The sequence below is a fragment of the Ruegeria sp. HKCCD3925 genome (assembly GCF_057221175.1).
Genome location: NZ_JBWVBI010000002.1, coordinates 215,103 through 232,913, shown reverse-complemented (window position 1 = coordinate 232,913; position 17,811 = coordinate 215,103). Strand labels below are relative to the sequence as shown.

At 57.1% G+C, this 17,811-nt stretch carries 13 protein-coding genes; 6 read left to right on the top strand and 7 right to left on the bottom strand.

The annotated features are described in order from the left end of the window. Window positions 1–2: 2 nt before the first annotated feature. On the bottom strand, window positions 3–743 hold the full coding sequence (locus tag AC2TEM_RS06020) for an amino acid ABC transporter ATP-binding protein (RefSeq protein WP_170407352.1): 741 nt from the start codon (window positions 741–743) through the stop codon (window positions 3–5). A gap of 120 nt (window positions 744–863) precedes the next feature. Between AC2TEM_RS06020 and AC2TEM_RS06015 the strand changes: the two genes are divergently transcribed. Beyond that, window positions 864–1,634 (top strand): transporter substrate-binding domain-containing protein, encoded by a 771-nt coding sequence (locus AC2TEM_RS06015; protein WP_170393886.1) that lies wholly within the window; start codon window positions 864–866, stop codon window positions 1,632–1,634. Window positions 1,635–1,679: 45 nt separating this feature from the next. Beyond that, on the top strand, window positions 1,680–2,417 hold the full coding sequence (locus tag AC2TEM_RS06010) for a creatininase family protein (protein ID WP_170393888.1): 738 nt from the start codon (window positions 1,680–1,682) through the stop codon (window positions 2,415–2,417). Between the two features lie 31 nt (window positions 2,418–2,448). On the opposite strand, the gene AC2TEM_RS06005 is transcribed toward AC2TEM_RS06010, so the two are convergent. The 6 genes from AC2TEM_RS06005 to AC2TEM_RS05980 form a co-directional block, all read right to left on the bottom strand. Then, a complete protein-coding gene (locus AC2TEM_RS06005; protein ID WP_170422750.1) occupies window positions 2,449–4,161 on the bottom strand; it encodes an ABC transporter ATP-binding protein in 1,713 nt (570 codons plus the stop codon). A 4-nt stretch (window positions 4,162–4,165) separates the two neighbouring features. Continuing rightward, window positions 4,166–5,116 carry an ABC transporter permease gene (locus tag AC2TEM_RS06000; RefSeq protein ID WP_170407343.1) on the bottom strand — a complete coding sequence of 317 codons (951 nt, stop codon included), beginning with the start codon at window positions 5,114–5,116 and terminating at the stop codon, window positions 4,166–4,168. Further along, entirely contained in the window at window positions 5,113–6,090 is a 978-nt protein-coding gene (locus AC2TEM_RS05995; RefSeq protein ID WP_170393893.1) for an ABC transporter permease, read from the bottom strand. Before AC2TEM_RS05995 ends, AC2TEM_RS06000 begins: the two co-directional genes overlap by 4 nt. 88 nt (window positions 6,091–6,178) lie before the next feature. Continuing rightward, window positions 6,179–7,744, bottom strand: a complete 1,566-nt coding sequence (locus AC2TEM_RS05990; RefSeq protein ID WP_480790470.1) for an ABC transporter substrate-binding protein — start codon at window positions 7,742–7,744, stop codon at window positions 6,179–6,181. A gap of 149 nt (window positions 7,745–7,893) precedes the next feature. Then, on the bottom strand, window positions 7,894–9,474 hold the full coding sequence (locus tag AC2TEM_RS05985) for an ABC transporter substrate-binding protein (protein WP_170393897.1): 1,581 nt from the start codon (window positions 9,472–9,474) through the stop codon (window positions 7,894–7,896). A 209-nt stretch (window positions 9,475–9,683) separates the two neighbouring features. Continuing rightward, window positions 9,684–11,990: a Tex family protein gene (locus AC2TEM_RS05980; protein ID WP_170422746.1), complete on the bottom strand. Its 2,307-nt coding sequence runs from the start codon at window positions 11,988–11,990 to the stop codon at window positions 9,684–9,686. Between the two features lie 166 nt (window positions 11,991–12,156). Here AC2TEM_RS05980 and AC2TEM_RS05975 point away from each other — a divergent pair, with 166 nt between their 5' ends. From AC2TEM_RS05975 to AC2TEM_RS05960, 4 genes are all read left to right on the top strand, one after another. After that, window positions 12,157–13,623 (top strand): DUF4153 domain-containing protein, encoded by a 1,467-nt coding sequence (locus AC2TEM_RS05975; protein ID WP_170422744.1) that lies wholly within the window; start codon window positions 12,157–12,159, stop codon window positions 13,621–13,623. Beyond that, the gene (locus AC2TEM_RS05970) at window positions 13,601–14,278 is read left to right on the top strand and encodes a response regulator transcription factor (RefSeq protein ID WP_170422742.1); all 678 of its coding nucleotides are present in this window, start codon (window positions 13,601–13,603) and stop codon (window positions 14,276–14,278) included. Before AC2TEM_RS05975 ends, AC2TEM_RS05970 begins: the two co-directional genes overlap by 23 nt. Next, window positions 14,266–15,231, top strand: coding sequence for a sensor histidine kinase (locus tag AC2TEM_RS05965; protein WP_170422740.1), 966 nt, complete (start codon window positions 14,266–14,268; stop codon window positions 15,229–15,231). Before AC2TEM_RS05970 ends, AC2TEM_RS05965 begins: the two co-directional genes overlap by 13 nt. Before the next feature lie 210 nt (window positions 15,232–15,441). Next, complete coding sequence (locus AC2TEM_RS05960) at window positions 15,442–17,655, top strand: NADP-dependent isocitrate dehydrogenase (protein ID WP_170407323.1); 2,214 nt, start codon at window positions 15,442–15,444, stop codon at window positions 17,653–17,655. The last annotated feature ends 156 nt before the right edge of the window (window positions 17,656–17,811 follow it).

Sequence of the window (17,811 nt, the reverse complement as noted above, 5' to 3'; positions counted from 1 at the left end):
ACTCAATGCTGCAGAATTTGGCTCAGGAATTTCTGACACCGCTCAGACTTTGGATTGGTGAAGAAATGCTCGGGCTTACCTTGTTCGACAATCTCGCCTGCATCCATGAACACCATGTTGTCGGCCACTTTTCGGGCAAATCCCATCTCATGGGTCACCACAACCATGGTCATGCCTTCCTCGGCAAGTTCAACCATCACGTCGAGCACCTCGGAGATCATCTCAGGGTCGAGCGCTGAGGTGGGTTCGTCGAACAAAAGGACCCTGGGCTCCATGCAAAGCGAACGGGCAATTGCCACTCGCTGCTGCTGTCCACCCGAAAGCTGTATCGGGCGCTTGTCGGCCTGATCGGGTATATGAACACGTTCGAGGTAATGGCGCGCTTTGTCTTCGGCTTCTTTTCGGCTCAACCCGCGGGCCTTGATGGGGCCAAGGGTCAGGTTTTCCAGCACTGTTAGATGCGGGAACAGATTGAATTGCTGGAACACCATGCCAACTTCTGAGCGGATGGTGGCTGCAGATTTGGCATCATCGTTCAGTTCGACCCCATCGATGCGGATGGTGCCCTTTTGATGTTTCTCAAGCTGATTGATGCATCTTACGACCGTTGATTTACCCGATCCGGATGGGCCGCAGATCACAACCTTTTCACCACTGTTGACTGTCAGGTTGATGTTCTTGAGCACGTGAAATGTGCCAAACCACTTGTCTACGTCGACAAGCTCGATCGCTGCGTTTGGCATCTGCTGGCCCACTTGTGATTACTATGAGTTAATTAGTTGCTTGAGGTTATCTTTTTCTTTACGCTTAAATCAAGAAGCAATGTCGTGATAAAAGACTAACGCCACCAACGGGAGAACCACATGAAACGTTTTGTTAAAGTCGCGGCTGCGGCTGCGCTCGGTCTTGTGATCAGCGGCGCTGCGCAAGCACAGTCGGCTCTGAATGAAATTTTGGATGACGGCGTGCTGAAAGTGGGGACAACCGGTGACTGGAATCCGATGTCACTGCGCGACCCGGCGACTAACAGCTATAAAGGCTATGATATCGACATCATGAACGCGCTGGCCGCTGATCTGGGTGTTGAGGTCGAATATGTGCCCACCGACTGGAAAACATTGGTCAATGGTGTGGTAGCGGGGAAGTACCACATCACCGGTTCGGCTTCTATCTCACCTCCGCGCATGAAAGTTGCAGGGTTTTCCGACAGTTACATCGCGGTTGAGTTGTTTCCCTACACAACCAAGGAAAAGGCCGACAAATTTGATGGCTACGACTCGATCAACAAGCCGGACGTGAAGGTTGCTACTACCCTGGGCACCACCTTTGAAAAGCGCGTGCGCGAATGGTTCCCCGATGCGGATATCAAAGTGGTCGAAGCTCCTGCACGTGGTTTTCAGGAGGTCTTGGCCGGTCGTGCAGATGTGTTCATAACCTCGAATATCGAGGGATCGACCCTTGAAGCAAAGTTCCCGGTCGTCCGCGTCAAGAATGCCGGTCCACGTTCTCCTTCTCCCATCGCGATGCTGTTGCCGCAAAGTGATCAGGTCTGGATCAACTATGTGAACAACTGGATTGAAGTGAAAAAAGCCCAAGGCTTCTTTGACGAAAACCGGGAACGCTGGGGTCTCTGATCAGAGGCCCTAGTAACTGGAGCGCCTGCGAGAGTTTTCAAAGTCATGAAACTTGAGCACATGACATGGTACGAGGTTAACACTCGTATCAATGCCGGTGCGGCCGTGTTGCTGCCGGTTGGATCGACCGAGCAGCACGGCCCGATGGGTCGCATTGGCACCGACACGATTTGCGCCGAGGCTGTTGCGCTCGCTGCTGCCAGGCAATGCGAGGGTATCGTCGCTCCGGCGCTGGCCTACACGCCAGCGCCTTTTAACACGGGATTTCCCGGAACGGTGTCTATTTCAGCCGAAACCTTTCGCACCATCGCAGATGAGGTGATCCGGGGGCTTTTGAAGCAAGGTTTCGTTGGAGTGTTCATAGTGAACGGACACGGGGCCAATCTGGCGCCTCTTCGGCAGATCGAAAGCGAAATTGCCGGTGGTCAATTGCTGATCCGTAGCTGGTGGGAGCCGAACGCAGTGAATGTTCTGCGACAGCAGCTCTATGGAGATTGGGAAGGGATGCACGCCACCCCCTCGGAGATTGCCATAACCCAGTCTTTGCTTGGACCATTGCCTGCCAATCAGGCCGCTGAGCCGCCCCAGAAACTCAGCGCCGAATACATCCGGGATCACGCAGGGGATCGCCATGGTCCACCTGACGAGCATCGCGCGGACTTCCCGGATGGCCGCGTTGGATCGCATTCAGCTTTGGCCAATCCTCAGGATGGCGAGCGTCTGCTGGCGATAGCAGCTGCGGCTATCGCTGCCGAGTTCCGGGCATTCGAACAAGGCCTCTAGTCACGGAGCGCCTGCAACGGGTGTCGCGGCCCTATCCTGCTTCGACCCCAAGCCCGTCAGTCGACAGGTCATCGAGTTTCGGCATCAACCGTAACAGTTCTTGCGCGTATTCGGTTTTCGGACTGGCAAACAGATCGCTGGTGTCCTGAACCTCGACGATTTGTCCCTGTTTCATGACCGCAACTCGGTCACACATCTGGCGCACCACAGGTAGGTCGTGGCTGATGAACAGCATGGTCAGGCCCAGATGCTCTTGCAGGTCTTTCAGGATGTTCAAAATCTGCGCCTGGATCGAAACGTCGAGCGCGCTTGTGGGCTCATCGCAGATCAGGAACCGGGGTTGTGTTGCCAGTGCGCGTGCGATCGAGATGCGCTGGCGCTGACCGCCCGAGAACTCATGTGGATATTTCAGCCCGGCCTCTGACCCCAAACCCACTTGATCCAGCAATTCGTCCACGCGGCGCTTGACGTCGGCACCTTCCATCAGGCGGTGATGGCGGATCGGCTCCGCCACAATTTCATCCACCCGCATACGCGGATTGAGAGACGAGTAGGGGTCCTGAAAGATCATCTGGATGTTCTTGCGGTACTCTTCCTGCACCGTACGATTACTCAGATCGCTTACCAGTTGCCCGTCAAAAGTGATGGTACCACCATCCACATGATAGAGCCCCGCAATCATCCGCGCGACGGTGGACTTGCCCGATCCGGACTCACCGACAACCCCAAAGACCTCACCTGCGCGAATGTCAAAGCTGACGTTGTCGACAGCGGTGAAGTAGGTACGATCCCAAGGCAGTAATCCACGCTTTTGCAGGAATTTCTTCGTCAGGTTGCGGATTTCAAAGATCGGTTTGCTGGCGTCATTATCCACCTTGGGCCAGTGGCGTGCCATATCCTCGATCGCGAAACGCGTTTCACGCCCGCCATAGCTGATCTGAGGGAAGCGATGCAGTTTCAGCGTCGGGCGTGGTACGGCGGCGATCAGGGACTTGGTGTATTCGTGTTGCGGCTGGCCCATCACCTGTGCCGTGGTGCCGCTTTCAACCACCTTTCCCGCATACATCACGGTCACGCGGTCAGTTGTATCAGCGATCACGCCCATATCATGGGTGATCAGGATGACACCCACCTGACGCTCTTGTGCCAGTTCCTTGATCAGGTCCAGAATCTGGGCCTGAACCGAAACATCCAAAGCTGTCGTGGGTTCATCGGCGATGATCACATCCGGTTCGGTGCAAAGTGCCAGAGCAATCACCACGCGTTGCCGCATGCCGCCCGAGAACTGGTGCGGGTACTGATCCAGCCGAGTATCCGGGTCTGGGATGCCAACGCGGTCGATCAAATCACGGGCGCGCTTGCTTGCTTCGGCCTCGGATCCACCCAGATGGGCCTGGATCGTCTCGACCAGTTGTTCGCGCACTGTAAATAGCGGGTTCAGCGACGTAAGCGGGTCTTGAAAGATCATCGAGATCTTCTTGCCGCGCAGCCCGCGCATCGCCTCGGCATCGATGCCGCTGATCTTATCGCCGCCCAGCTTAATCTGGCCGCTGGCAATGCGACCTGGGCGTTCCAGAAGGCCCATCACGGCAGCGCCGATGGTGGATTTACCTGCCCCGGATTCGCCCACAAGTCCGTGGATTTCGCCGGGTTCTACAGAAAGGCTGGCGTGGTCCACTGCGGTAAACAGCTGGCGGCGGGTCGGGAATTCGACGGTGAGGTCTTGGATGGTCAGAAGGCTCATGAAATCACCGCAGTTTTGGGTTCAGCGCGTCGCGCAGCCAGTCGCCCAACAAGTTGACCGACAGGGCGAGGGCCAGAAGCGTGCAGGCCGGGAAGAACAAAATCCACCATTCGCCCGAGAACAAGAAACCTTGCCCGATCCGGATTAGTGTTCCCAGCGACGGCTGGGTCGGGGGGGCGCCCACACCCAGAAAACTCAATGTGGCCTCAGCAATGATTGCCAGCGCCAGCGAGATGGTCGCAATAACAAGAACAGGGCTAAGGACATTGGGTAGGATGTGACGGAACATGATCGGGAACGATCCACGCCCGATCAGGCGCGCGGCTTGTACATATTCCTTGTTTTTCTCAACCAGAGCAGCACCACGGACGACGCGTGCGAACTGCACCCAGTCCGACAACGCAATTGCGATGATGAGAACATAGATTGCCATCTCATCGCGGTATTCCGGCGGAGTGATCCCTTTGGCGATCCCAAAGATTAGCATCGCGACCAGAATGGCCGGGAACGTCAGCTGCACGTCTGCGATACGCATGATCAGCGTCTCGATCCAACCTCCGAAATACGCAGCGATCAGACCGAGGATCACGCCGATGATCAAGGCAAGAAGCACAGCAGAGGCACCTACGAACAATGAAATGCGCAACCCGTAGAGGATGGTCGAGAACACATCGCGCCCTTGGTCATCTGTGCCTAGCAAAAAGGTCTCTTGCGTAAACGCATTGGGCGTACCTGGTGGTGTGAACCCGTTCATCAGGTTCAGTGTTGCTGGATCGAACGGGTTATATGGCGCGATCAGCGGGGCAAAGATCGCCGCCAGCACCAGAATGACCACGACCAAAGATGCGATCATGGCTACCGGAGAGTGCCGGAAAGACCAGGCGAAATCGCTGTCCCAGAATTTAGCCATACGCGATTTAGGCGCGACTTTCGGGGTTTCCATCGTTTCGGTCATGTGGCCCTCGCGTCGACACGCAGGCGCGGGTCAATGGCATAGTACAGAAGGTCGACAATCAGGTTGATTGTCACGAACATCACCGAGATCAGCATCAGATAGGCAGCCATAACGGGGATATCCACGAACTGGATCGCGTTGATGAACAGCAAGCCGACGCCCGGCCATTGAAACACCGTTTCGGTGATGATGGCAAAAGCGATGATCGACCCCAGCTGAAGGCCCGTGATGGTGATCACCGGCACAAGAGTGTTCTTCAGCGCGTGGCGGAAATTGATCACCCGGTCCGACAGCCCTCGGGCGCGGGCAAAGCGGACATAGTCAGCGCGCAGAACCTCCAGCATCTCGGACCGGACAAGCCGCATGATCAGCGTCATTTGATAGAGGCCCAGCGTGATTGCAGGCAATATCAACGCCTTGAGCCCCGAGGTCGTCAGAAACCCGGTGGACCAACTGCCAATCATAACGGTCTCGCCCCTCCCGAAACTGGGCAGTAGGTCAAGTTCAACCGAGAAAACATAGATCAGCAGGATACCTATGAGGAACGTCGGCAGCGAAACCCCGATCAAGGAAACAGTCATGATCACATTGGCAGCGATCCCTTGTCGTCGGATTGCAGTAAAGACACCGAGGGCAATGCCCATCGTGATCGCAAGAAAGCCGGATACAAAGGCCAATTCCAACGTCGCCGGAGCGCGCTCCACCAGGATGGTCGAGACCGGTCGCCCCTGGCGATAAGACACACCGAAATTGCCCTGAACGGCGCCTTGCAGGAACTTGGCGTATTGCACCACAAAAGGTTGGTCCAACCCAAGCTCGGTCCGTAGGCGGTCAATGTCGGCCTGCGTGCGCTCTTGACCCAGCATGTTGTCGATCGGGTCGCCAACAAATCGGAACATCGAAAAGGCGACCAACCCCACGACCAACAGCACTATGACGGACTGGAACATCCGTCTGACGATATATGCGAACATATGTTTCCCTCGTAGATCGGTCTCTCTAGGCCGACCTTGACCAGATGGTCAAGAGAGTGCTGTCAACTCAACGCGACGTTGCCGCCGATCAATTCACATTCACCCAACGCAGCAGGAAGAAGTTGTCCGGACGCTGCGTGACCTCGACATTGCTGCGCGTGCCCCAAACCAGCGGCTGGACATACATCGGCACATAAACGTGTTCGTCCTGATAGATTTGAGTAACCTCGTCCAGCATCGCCTGACGCTTGGCCTCATCCAGTTCTGACTGGATCATCGGCAACAGCTCATCGACACGTGCATTCGAGAAGCCGCCGAAGTTCCAGCTACCCAGCTTTTTCTCTTCGTTCGGGGTTGCGACAAGGAACCGGACCGGATGCTCGGCGTCGAACGTACCGGGGCTCCAGCCCAGCAGGTACATGTCGTAATTATCTTCGCGCAGTTCCGGCCAATAGTTCCGCACTGGCATCGCGTCCAGCTCGGCGGTGATCCCGATCTGAGCCAGCATACCAACGACGGCCTGACAGACGGCCTCGTCATTAAGGTAGCGGTCATTGGGGCATTTCAGGCCAAATGAGAAACCATCTGCATATCCGGCCTCGGCCAGCAGCGCCTTTGCCGACTCCACATCAAACGCGGGGCGTCCGGCGTTGGCTTCGGAAAACCCGCTCATGGCTGGGCTGACGAGCTGCGATGCGGGCTCGGCATTTCCGCGCATGATCGTGGCTAGAATGGCGTCGACATTCACCGCTTGCGCAACTGCCTGCCGCACGCGCGCGTCACGGAACGGGTTGGGTTTGCCCGCATCGTCTGTGTATTTCAGCGTATCAGCCTCGTGGTCGAAGCCCAGCATGATCACACGCGCTTCAATGCCCTGGATGACATCGACCTCTGCGTTCTGCTGCAGCCGTGCGACGTCCTGAATGGGGACCGGGTTGATCATGTCCACATCGCCCGATAGCAGCGCCGCTACGGCCGTGGCAGGATTCTGGATCGGATTAAATTCTGCACGGGTGATGTTGTGTTCAACATCCCCCCACCAGCCTTCATAAGGTTCCAACACGGTCTTAAGACCCGGCTCGCGCTCGGTCACCTTGAACGCGCCGGTGCCGTTGGCGTTGATGGTGGCGTAGTTTCCGGTTTCTTTGTCGGGGACCACGGCGTCGTTGGCCTCAGTCCAGTCTTGATCCATGATCATCCAGTTGGCAATCGATGACGGAAACAGCGGGTTAGGTGCTGTGGTCATGATATCAACGGTGTAGTCATCAACTACAATGACGTCACTGACCGGAGCGAACCAACTGCGCGTATCCGCCGCCTCACCCGAGGCGCGTTGGTAGCTGAACAGCACATCTTGCGCGTCAAAGCTGCTTCCGTCGTGAAAGGTCACGCCCTGACGCAGATTGAACCGCCATCCTTCGCCGTCGCCGATTGGCTCCCAACTGACAGCCAACGCGGGCTCAACGCTCATATCCTTACCGCGGCGGACCAGCCCTTCGTAGACGTTGTTCAGGAACCCGAGAACTGGGGCCGAGTTGACCGCGTGAGGGTCCATCGTCTGCGGATCGGTGGTCGAGGCCCACTTGAATTCGGCCGCCTGCGCGGCGCTTGCAAGAAACATGGTCAGGCCGATTGCACTGTTTCTGAGGATCATGGCGAAATCTCCCTGTTAGCGCTGAAACAATCCAGCTTTTTCGCTGCCACGTAAAGCCGTTCCTGCGCCGAGATCACAGGTCCGTTACCGACGGCATAAACAAGAACAGGGCGCGTTTCCGCGCCCTGCATACCATCACAGAGGATAGTTTAGTTCATCTCAAAGTATTTGATCTTCGGTGAATCTTCCGGCTCGACGATGGTGCCCACGCCCGATTTCATACCCCAGTTCAGCACCTGATGGTGGATCGGGATATAAAGCTGTTCATCCTGAACAACCTGCCAGATATCACCGATCTGCTGATCACGTGCGGGTAGATCAGTTTCAGAGGCAAGGGCCACGATTTTGGCATCCAGATCCGGGTTGGAGTAGCGTGTGCCATTCCACGAGCCGTACTTTTCGCCCTTCGAATGGACGAGGAAGTTGAAGATGTACTCCGAGTCATAAGTCGGAACACCCCAGCCCAGCATGTAGAAATCTGTTTCTAGGTTGTTGATCAACGGGAAATGCTGGGCTTTCGGTTTGGCGTCCAGGTTAACTGTGACGCCGATCTGGGCCAGCATTCCAACCGCTGCCTGACAGATCGCCTCATCATTGATGTAGCGGTCATTCGGGCAGTTCAGGGTCAGCGAGAATCCATCAGGATAGCCTGCTTCGGCCATCAACGCCTTGGCCCCTTCGATATCGGTTGACGAGGACGCATCCATATCTGCATCCCAACCATTCACAAACGGAGGTGAGATCATGCCAGCAGGAGCAGACTGACCACGCATCACGACCTGTTTGATCGCATCACGATTGATCGCCTTTGACATCGCCTGTCGAACGCGGACATCAGCCAGCGGGTTCTTACCATCCACATTGTCCGAGGTCAGATCAGCATCGCCCATATTCATGCCAAAGAAAATCACCCGGTTCTGCGGCGCGGTGCGTACGTCCAGACCATCGGTTCCGGCTACACGCTCGAGGTCCTGTACGGGCACGTCCTGAATGAAATCAACCTCACCCGACAGCAGCGCGGCAACACGGGTCGCGGCGTTCTGGATCGGGGTATAGATGATCTCGGTTACCTGCAGCGGGAACTCATCCTTGCCCCAATAGCCGTCATAGGCGGCCAGGACGGTTTTCACGTCCGGCTCGCGGCTGACCAGCTTGTAGGGACCGGTGCCATTGGCGTTCTTGGCCGCAAACGTGTCTTCGCCGCCCTCATAGTCCTGAACCTTGACAGCGTTGTTTGCCTCGGCCCAACCTTTGTCCATCATGAACATGTTGGTCAGGTTGTTGGGCATGATCGGGTTCGGGCCGTCAGTTTCGATCTCGATCGTGAACTTGTCGGGCGCACGCACCTCTTTCACAGACGCCAGCAGTTCTTTGTAATCCGAATCCGGCGTCATCGCGCGGTTCAGCGAAAACACGACGTCCTCGCTGTCGAACTCGGCACCGTCGTGGAAGGTAACGCCCTCGCGCAGTTTGAACACCCAGACATTCGGATTTTCTTCCGATGGTGCCCATTCGGTCGCCAGCGATGGAACCAGTGCACCTGAGTGATCACGCATCACCAGCGTTTCCATGATCTGGTGCGCCATGGCCGAGGTCGGGCCTTCGTTTTGCGCATGCGGGTCCAGCGTCAGCGCATCACCTGCACGGGCCCATCGCAGCGTCTCCGCCGAAGCGCCCGCCGCGATCATCGCCGTTGCACTGGCGGCAAGCATCAGAGTTTTGAATGACATAAGTCGTCTCCCCATTTTTTGTTGTGGCCGCATTTTCATACGGTTGGCCGAATTTTTCGGCCATCATGGGCCAGCATCATCCAGATCATGGTCCGAGTTGCAACACCCGAATGTTAGCGCCCTGCTTTTCTTTCTGTCTGCCGGGGCTTAGGTGAATGTAGGTCATGCAGAAACACGCCTCGTATTTAGCCCTATGACAGGGTTGCCGCCTAACGTTTATTGAAGGCGTCTCTAAGAGCGTCACCAAAGGCCCCGTTCTGGGTGCTCTGACCCCCATGGCTGCGCCGCTGTTCCCCTGGCTTGGGTGTTCGTGCCGGTTTGCCCTTGCCACGGAGTGCATTGCCCTCGCGTGCCGAAGCACCACCGTCCTTGCGCATAGACAGCCCAATGCGCTTACGTGGAACGTCGACTTCGACCACCGTCACTTTGACAACTTGCCCGGTTTTGACCACCTCATGCGGGTCCTTCACGAACCGATCGGCCAGTTGGCTGACATGAACCAACCCGTCCTGATGCACGCCAATGTCGACAAACGCGCCGAAGGCGGCGACGTTGGTGACGGTACCCTCCAGCACCATGCCGGGCTTCAGGTCCGTGATTTCCTCAACCCCGTCCGTAAACGACGCCGTTTTGAAACTGGGTCGCGGGTCTCGGCCGGGCTTCTCCAATTCGGTGAAAATGTCGCGAACCGTTGGCAAGCCGAAGGTGTCACTCAAAAACTGCTCGGCGCGCAGGTCTTTCAGCGCGCCTTCATGCCCCATGATTTGGCGAATGTCGCGCCCACATGCTGCCACTACCCGACGGGCGACATCGTAAGCCTCGGGGTGAACCGAGGAGGCGTCCAGAGGCTCTGAACCGTCGCGAATTCGCAGGAAACCTGCACACTGCTCGAAGGCGCGTGGACCAAGACGCGCCACCTTTAGCAAATCCTTGCGAGACGCAAAGGCACCATGAATATCTCGGTGCGTGACGATCGCCTCGGCCAATCCCGGTCCCAGACCCGAGACGTGCGAAAGCAAGGGGGCTGAAGCTGTATTCAGATCCACGCCCACAGCGTTCACCACATCTTCGATCACCGACTCCAGTGACTGTGACAAGCGGTGCTGTTCAACATCGTGCTGATACTGACCGACGCCGATGCTCTTGGGTTCAATCTTGACCAGTTCAGCCAAGGGATCTTGTAGCCGGCGGGCAATCGAGACCGCTCCACGTAGTGAGACGTCGAGCTCGGGAAATTCGCGTGCGGCAAGCTCGGATGCCGAGTAGACCGAGGCTCCAGCCTCGGAAACGACGACCTTGGTCGGTGCTTTGACAGTCTTGGGCAGAAGCGACAGCGTATCGGCCACCAAACGCTCAGTCTCGCGGCTGGCTGTGCCGTTGCCGATGGCAATAAGCTCGATTTTATGTGTAGCGATAAGGTTCAGGATTGCCGCTTGTGCACCACGCAGATCATTCTTGGGCTGAAACGGATATAGCGTATCCGTTGCAACCACCTTGCCGGTTGCATCCACCACGGCGGCTTTAACCCCGGTGCGAATGCCGGGATCCAACCCAAGCGTCGGACGTGCCCCCGCCGGAGCAGCGAATAGCAGATCCTTTAGGTTGCGCGAAAACACTTGAATTGCCTCGTCTTGTGCGCGGCTGCGCAGGTCGGCCATCAGCTCGACCATCATCGACAGCGACAGCTTGACCCGCCATGTCCAGCCCGCGACCTGGCGTAGCCACTTGTCACCAGGAGTATCACCGCGCGTGTTCAGATGAGCCGCAACCATGGCCTCGGCCCGCGCGGCGCCCGCTTCGGGTTCGGGAGCAATGTCTAGCGTTACGATCCCTTCCTTCGAGGCGCGCAACATTGCCAGCGCTCGATGTGACGGGGTTTTCGACCAAAGCTCGGAATGATCAAAGTAATCGCTGAACTTGGCACCTTCCTGTTCCTTGCCCTCGACGACCTTTGCGCTCAGCAACGCCTCACGTTGCATGAAGTTTCGGAGCTCTCCCAGCAAAGCAGCGTTTTCGGTAAGCCGCTCTGTGATGATGTCCCGTGCACCATTCAGCGCGTCTTTGGTCGTGGGGACAGCCTCAATCAGATACCCTTCAGCCAGCCCTTCTGGTTCAGCCAACCGGTCCGACAGAATCGCATCGGCCAGCGGCTCCAGACCATTCTCGCGGGCAATCATCGCCTTGGTCCGGCGTTTGGGCTTGTACGGCAGATAAATATCTTCCAACTGCGCCTTGGTTTCGGCTTGGGCGATCGATTTCACCAGATCGTCCGTCAGTTTCCCCTGATCCTTGATCGAGGACAGAATCGCCTCGCGCCGGGCCTCAAGCTCACGCAGATAATTCAGTCGGTCGGAAAGGGTGCGCAATTGGGTATCATCCAGCCCGCCGGTCACTTCCTTCCGATAACGGGCGACAAAGGGCACGGTCGCACCTTCATCCAACAACCTGACCGCGGCCCCAACCTGTTCCGCGCGGGCGTTAATCTCGGTGGCGATGGTGCGGGCGATACGGTCCAAAGGGGCCTCCTGACTTGCGGTTGGAAGATCGTCTTAGCCACCGGCACGCACAAGGGGAAGAGGCTGCGCTGCGAAAAGCACCTCTGCACAAAAAATGCACGACCCTTACGCGGTGATCTGCACCTGCCTAGGCCAGACAGAACCAGCATAAACAAGGAGCAGTTTTATGGGACAGTTCATCGTGCGCGGTGTACCGGCATCAGTTTTACAAGATAGTTGGTGGCTGGACACCCCTGATCGAGGCACAAACCGAGCCGATGGCTTAGCGGAACCCGGCAATCGCCATGCTTTCTTGGGTTTGGTGTTTCTGGTTGCGCTCGCCGATTTTCTGTTTTTCGACCATTCTCCTGGCCTTTCAATCGCGCTCTTTATGTTGGCGTTTTCCGCTGTCGTGTTTGCCTTGCTGCGCCGCCGTGGTGGACTTGTCGGGCCAACCCTTCTTTTGCTGATTAGCATTCTTCCGGTGGTGGAATATGTTCAGGCCCTGTCCATAGCTTTCTTGCTGGGTGGAACGACCATTGCGCTGTGTTGGGCCGTGCTGGGCAATCATGAGGTCGCTTCGGTTCGCCGGTTTCTGTCTCTGTTTCCAATATTGGCGCTCAGACACGGGGTAGAGGCGGTTCAGAAAGGTCATTCGGTTTCCCGCATTGACGGGGTTGTCCTTCGTGCACTGCGCAACTGGAGTTTCCCGATCGGAGGCGCACTGATCCTTGCTTCGCTGATGGTTGCGGCCAATCCGGTCTTGTCTGATTGGATCGATCGGATTTGGCGATTTGATCTGCGGTTCGACCGACTGCTATTCTGGATCGGGGCGGCAATCACGATCTGGCCCTTTCTTGCGGTCACCTTACAGCCTGACTTGCTTGCCCACCGATTTGGCCCCGGACGCAAGCGCCCATTGCCTGCCTTTGGCTTGAATGCCCAATCCGTTGCCAATGCGCTAATGGTGTTCAACTTGCTGCTGGCGGTGCAAACTGGGATGGACATGGTCTTTCTCTGGGGCAATGCCAAGTTGCCCGAGGGGATGACCTATGCTGAATATGCTCATCGCGGGGCATACCCACTCTTGGTCACAGCTTTGCTGGCGGGCGCATTTGCCTTGGCCGCGCGACCCTATCTGAACGAGCGGCAGGGGCTGACAAGATGGATGATGCTGTGGCTGGCGCAGAATGTACTGCTGGTGATCTCATCGCTGATGCGCCTGTCGCTTTACGTTGATTTCTACGGGCTGACCTATTTGCGTGTTCATGCGGCAATATGGATGGCGCTGGTTGCTGTGGGCTTGTGTCTGACCGGTTGGCAAATTTTGCTGGGTAAATCGAACCGTTGGTTATTGCTGCGATCTGCGATCCTGGGGATTGGCGTGCTCTATGCATGCTGCTTCGTGAATTTTTCAGCCTTAATCGCCCGTTGGAATCTGGAAAATCCGATACGGTTTGATGCCTACTACGCATGTCAGCTCAATGAGATGGCGGCGGCAGAGTTGCTGAAGGACAAACGGGTACGCGCTTGCGCATCCCCTCCGGTCGTCGACAATTGGAGGAATTGGGGCTTTCGCGCAGATCGGGTGATCCGTAATCTGGCCGTCGAACCCATGCCGGAGAAGGTAGATGAAAATCCTCGTCGTGGATGATGATCCACGCCTGCGAGAGCTGGTCTCGATCACGCTTGAGCGCGCGGGCTACCAGACGGTTACCGCCCGCGATGGCCAAATGGCGCTAACCCACGCGATGCGGGAAGCGCCTGATCTTGTCGTGCTGGATGTCGGCCTGCCTGAGATCGATGGGCTTGAGGTTTGCCGCCGCTTGCGGGCACGCTCGGACGTACCAATCTTGTTCCTGACCGCGCTTGATGACGAGATTGATCGCATTTTGGGCCTCGAGTTGGGAGCGGATGATTACGTGACCAAACCTTTCAGCCCCCGAGAGTTGGTTGCGCGGATCAAAGCCATCCTGAAACGCAGCAAACCGGGTGCTGCAGAGCTTCTCCTGCGGCATGGCCCGGTTGAAATGGATGTGTCGGCGCATTCGGTTCGGGTCGACGGCAATGCGCTTGCCTTAACCGCAACCGAGCTGTCGATTTTGCGTCGCCTGATGCAAACGCCCGCCGCCATCGTCTCGCGACCACAATTGGTTGATGCGATTTATGGCGCAGGCAGTCCGGTCTCGGATAGGACACTGGATAGTCATTTGCGGAACTTACGACGCAAGTTGGGGGATCAGGGCTGGGCCGGTGCCATCGAAACCGTGCATGGGATCGGATTGCGGATGGGTGCATGGCCGGGCTGAGACGCAAATGGCGCCCTTCGCTGGGTTTTGTTCTTGGCGGAGGTCTCGCGGGTACGCTCGCCCTGTCTCTGCTGGGTCTGATCGCGCTGCGGTATCTTGGACCTGAGATCGGGTTTCGAAACGCTGCGGGCTTGCTGGCGATCGTGATCGGATGTGCGACCGGAGTGGTCGGATACCTTATGGTTCGGCTTCTGCTCCGCCCCATAACGTCGCTGGCGACCTATTCAGGGGCCATTGAACAAGGGCAACGCGCCGAGCCGCCCGATCACTACGGCACACAAGAACTGTCGCGCCTCGCCGGTTCGGTTCTGAGCATGGCGGATACGCTGCAACGGCGCGAAGCTTCGATCCGCGTCTTTGCAGATCATGTCACGCATGAGTTGAAAACCCCTGTCACCGCGATCCGTGCGGCAGGAGAGTTGTTGGCCGAGGCCGAAACGCTCTCGGACCAGGATCACGCATTGCTGCAACAGATATTGGGCGCAAGCGATCAGATGCAAACGCAGCTCAGCGCTCTTAACACGGTTGCACAGGCACGAGTGCCGGAACATCATGGGGAGGCAAGCCTGAACGATCTTGCCGATCAGTTACGCGCTTCGTTTCCCGAATTGGACATCAGCATAGAAGGCGGCGATCAGGCATTGAACCTTGCAGCCTCTGGCCTGAAAATTGCCCTGCAACATCTTCTGGACAATGCACGCCGTCACGGGGCAAGGCAGGTGGTCCTGCACGCAGAACTCGGTCGATTGGTTGTCCAAGACGATGGTTCCGGCATATCCGACGGTAATCGGGACCGCATCTTCAACCCATTCTTTACAACCGCGCGCGAGAAGGGAGGGACCGGGATGGGCCTGACCATCGTTACAAACCTGTTGGGGGCACATGGCGGGCGGATTTTGCTGGTGCCTTCCAAGACCGGTGCGCGATTTGAGTTGGTGTTTCCGGGTGTGTGATATCACTCAATAGCCCAAACTAATTCGACCCGTGTCAATTTGCGCCGCTCAATACGATTGATCCCAAGCCAATCCTCATTTAAGGGAGGCCCTGTCAAATCAGAGTCACCCGTGGGGCCGTCATGTCCCCTTTGGGATTGGTGCCTATGTCACGGCGGCACATGCTCTTGGATCGCACGCCCCTGAAAGGCTTAAAAAAGGTAAGGGAATATGGCAGAAAAATCGAACTTCGACGTATTGTATACCATTGTAGACGAAGCGCCCGAGCTGGCGAGCGCCTCGTTCCTGCCCATTATCCGCAAGTTTGCGTCAGCAGCCGGTGTCAGCGTCGGAACCAAAGACATTTCGCTGGCCGGGCGTATTATCGCGACCTTCCCCGAAAAGCTGACAGACGAACAGCGTATTACTGATGATCTGGCTGCTTTAGGTGAGCTGGTGAAAACACCGGACGCAAATGTCATTAAACTGCCCAACATCTCGGCGTCGGTGCCCCAGCTGGTGGCTGCCATCGAAGAGCTGCAATCACAGGGTTATGACATTCCGAACTACCCCGAAGAGCCTTCGACGGACGACGAAAAGGCGATCCGTGCGCGTTATGACGCCATCAAGGGTTCGGCCGTGAACCCGGTCCTGCGCGAAGGCAACAGCGATCGCCGCGCAGCGCGCGCTGTGAAGAACTATGCCCAGAAGAACCCTCATTCGATGGGAGAGTGGAGCGCGGACAGCAAGACCAAGGTGTCTTCGATGCCGGGCAATGATTTTTACGCCAATGAGAAATCGGCAACGATCACTGCGGCGCAAGCCGGCGATGCCAAGATTGAGTTTGTGGGCAAAGATGGCAGCGTTACGGTTCTGAAAGACGCTTGGCCACTGGCCGAAGGAACTGTGGCCGACGCAACATTCATGTCGGTCAAGGCGCTGTCGTCGTTCCTGACCGAAGCCATTGAGGACACCAAGAAAGACGGCACCATGTTCTCGCTGCACATGAAGGCGACGATGATGAAGGTCAGTGACCCGATTATCTTCGGCTATGCAGTCAAGGCGTGGCTTGCCCCCGTGTTCGAAAAATTCGGTGCAGAGCTGGACGCACTGGGTGTAAACCCGAACTCGGGTCTGGGGGACCTGCTTGAGCGGGTTCAGGGCAACGCAGACATCGTCGCCGCAATCAATGCGATCAAAGGGGATCGTCCGTCGATGTATATGGTGGACTCGGACCGTGGCATCACCAACCTGCATGTCCCGTCTGATGTTATCATCGACGCCTCGATGCCCGCAGTGATCCGTGCTGGCGGCAAGGGTTGGGACGAAACCGGCGCCAAGGGCGATACTAACTGTGTGATCCCTGACCGTTGCTATGCACCGGTGTATGATGAGGCCATCAACTTCTTCAAAGCTAATGGTGCACTGAACCCAGCCACCGCAGGAGCCGTCGCCAACGTTGGATTGATGGCGCAGAAGGCCGAGGAGTACGGCTCGCACCCGACGACGTTTGAAGCGCCCGCAGATGGTACAATCCGTATCGTTCTGGCCAATGGCGAAACGCTGCATTCCCATGACGTCGAAAAGGGCGACATCTGGCGCGCCTGCACCGTCAAGAAGGCCCCGATCGAGAACTGGATCCAGCTGGCGATGGACCGTCAGCGCCTGACCGGGTCCGAGGCGATCTTTTGGCTGGATGCCAACCGCGCTCATGACGCCGAGCTGATCAAGTATGTCAAACCAGCGCTTGAAGCTGCAGGCGTGGCCGACAAGTTCTTGACTATGGCCCCGCGTGAAGCAACCCGCCAGTCGCTGGAAACTATCACGGCGGGCAAGGACAGCATCGCCATCACCGGTAACGTATTGCGGGATTATCTGACCGACTTGTTCCCGATCCTCGAACTGGGGACGTCGGCCAAGATGCTATCAATCGTTAAACTGATGAATGGTGGCGGTCTGTTCGAAACCGGTGCAGGTGGTTCGGCGCCGAAACATGTTCAGCAACTGGTTGAAGAAAACCACTTGCGCTGGGACTCCATGGGTGAATTCTGTGCGCTCGGAGAATCCCTGAACTTCCTCGCTGACAGCAAGGGCAACGCCAAAGCGGGCGTCCTGGGCGCCGCTGCCGAGGCTGCCACGCAGGGAATTTTGGATAACAACAAGTCACCCAGCCGCAAAGTCGGCCAGCCGGATAACCGCGATAGCCACTACTGGTTCGCTCGTTACTGGGCCGAAGCTTTGGCGGGGCAATCCGATGATGCTGGGCTTGCCGCCGAGTTTGCACCGCTCGCGAAAGAGTTGGCGGACAAAGAAGAACAGATTTTGTCCGAGTTGGCGGCAGCGCAGGGCGCACCCGCCGATCTGGGTGGATACTACCACACTGATCCGGCCAAAGCGGCTGCGGTGATGCGTCCAAGTGCGACCCTGAATGCGATCATCGGATAAGCCAAGGGTTGCATAAACGCCTAAAAAGAAACCGGTCCGAAGAGGGCCGGTTTTTTCATGCCCTGAAAAAGAAAAAGGCCAGCCCCCATAGCCAGCCTCTTTCTGAGTGAGTGGCGGGGCTTACGCCTCACCGGTGCAGTTGAGTTCATCCTACGC